The sequence below is a fragment of the Pseudoalteromonas sp. SMS1 genome (assembly GCF_021530565.1).
In the GTDB taxonomy this organism is placed as follows: domain Bacteria; phylum Pseudomonadota; class Gammaproteobacteria; order Enterobacterales; family Alteromonadaceae; genus Pseudoalteromonas.
Genome location: NZ_JAKGBI010000058.1, coordinates 1 through 2217, shown reverse-complemented (window position 1 = coordinate 2217; position 2217 = coordinate 1). Strand labels below are relative to the sequence as shown.

The following is a 2217-nucleotide window of genomic DNA, read 5'->3' as shown; positions in this document are numbered from 1 at the left end:
CCACCCGAAAGGGCAGCCAGACGCCGTGGTTTCACATACCACTTCAGCGGTGAATTGGAGTGGGCCGGCGTATTTACAGCTGTTGAGTCACACCTCACCGACAGGCACACATTCAGAACTATTGATTGATAATTATTCATTGAAGTTCGGCTCATCTCCCAACCATGTAACCTGGCAATCACCCAGTAAGGTCGATGTTGATGGTAGTAAGTTGACAAAAACTGCGGGAGGCAACGGCTACAATGCAGGCGCGTCGAGTGTTGAGTTTATCCAAGGTGGTGAAGGGAAAGTTGTATATGAAGTGCCTCCTGAATCAGACGTGCTAGTAGGTCTAAATGACAATGGCAATATTGGTTTGGGATATTCAGACATGGAGTTTGCTTTGCACCTCGTAAGGGGATTAGCTCATGTCTATGAAAATGGTGTAAAAAAAGCAGAACTCGATATCACCAATCAAGAGGGCACGCAATTCAGAATCCTACTGACTAATGGCAAAGCCTATTATCAAGGTCGCCAAACATCAGAGTCTGAATTTTCGACTTATTATGTTTCTGAACAAACGGTGTCTAGTTCAAGTCGTTATTACGCAGATACATCTTTGTTGAACGAAGGAGATGTCATTGAGGCTGCATATTTAAACAGTCATTTTGCTTCAATCACTTCAGGGGAAACTGAGCAACCGTCAACGATTTTCAACGAAAGTTACAGTTTTGACTTGTTGGGCAGGCAAATTGGGGTGAGTAATGAAAGGGAGCGTTATAATTCTCCCATTAAGCTAGATCGTTGGAGTGTCTACGACACCACGCCGGCTGGTGCTACAATCACCTCTATAAATGACAAGGAATATGGCCACGAAGTCACTAAATTACAAGGAGGCAAAACGAGTAATGGCTATCGTTTAAAAGGAGACAATAACCAAGAATGGAACTCGAGCCTGAGCAATATCAGCTGGGACTTCAACTATAACGAAACTTACATAGTCTACATTAATGTAAATACTAAGCTCGGCCAAAGATATCTTCAGTATAATATGGGTGATTTTGCGCCCAAACAAGTTAACAATTATATTATCCATCCCATGTCTTCTGATACCGCAAAAGGACAGTGGACTCGGATTGAACGAAACCTGCTTGAAGATTTAAAGGCGTTAGAACCAGATAATGAAATCATAAACGTCAGAGAATTCCTGATCCGTGGGTCTGGTTTGGTTGGAAATGTCTCTCTTAGCGCGCAAAAACACACTCAATATGATCTCGCAGGTAACCAATCTGCTTTTATTGATGAAGCTGGCAACGAAACCCGTTATTTCTATGATGCAAAAGGGCAGTTGAGGTTCGAAATTGATGCGGAGCGCCATGTTACGGAATACCAATATAACCGCTTTGGCCAACAAACCGCGACTTTGGCTTTTAAATCTGCCATTTCCGAAGCCGATTTAACAAATGCTGCGCACGATCTTGTTGGCGGTGTAATGAGCTCGGCTGCGCAGTCTTACCTTTCTAATTTGCATACAACACAAGCAGCCATCAAAACCCAGTCTGATTATGATAGAAGGGGACTATTGGTTGCCTCTTCAGACGAAGAGGGTTACCTCACAAAGTTTGTATATAACGGGTTTGGTGAATTACGTGCAAAATCTACAGAAGAGACCCGCTCCGAGACCTCAAAGGATCTAAGCCAGTGGCATAGATATGGTGACGTTTCCCTTGATGCTACCATTACGCCTGTATTTGATAAGGATTATGGTAAGGAAGTCATTGAACTTAGTGGCGCAGGTAGGGCAAGTGGATACCGCTTAAATCAGTGGACACTGCCTCATAGCACTTTAGCTATGACGACATTGAAATGGGATATTAATTTCAGTGAAGACTATACATTTTACGTGAGTGTGAATACGCCAAAAGGGACGCGTTACGTTACTTATCAAAGCGATATAACGACTGCAGTGCTTGACGGGGCTTATGTTCGATTGCCGCTACCGAATAGTCAGCATCAAGGTCAGTGGCGCACTATAAAAAGAGACATATTGGGGGATTTACAGTCTTTAGAGCCTGACAACACAATTCAAAAAATTAATGCATTATTAGTGCGAGGATCTGGCCGCATCGGTGATGTATCGTTGGTGAGAGAGACCCATACCGAGTTTAACTACGACAAACGTGGACTACGCACGTCAACGTCAGTATCTGCGGGCGGTTTATTACAAACACGCTCATC

The 2217-nt window shown here is 43.6% G+C and carries 1 protein-coding gene; it reads left to right on the top strand.

Annotated features, from left to right (window positions below):
• Window positions 1–211: 211 nt before the first annotated feature.
• The coding region (locus L1286_RS23925; protein ID WP_235409535.1) for a hypothetical protein at window positions 212–2217 on the top strand (2006 nt) is incomplete at its 3' end.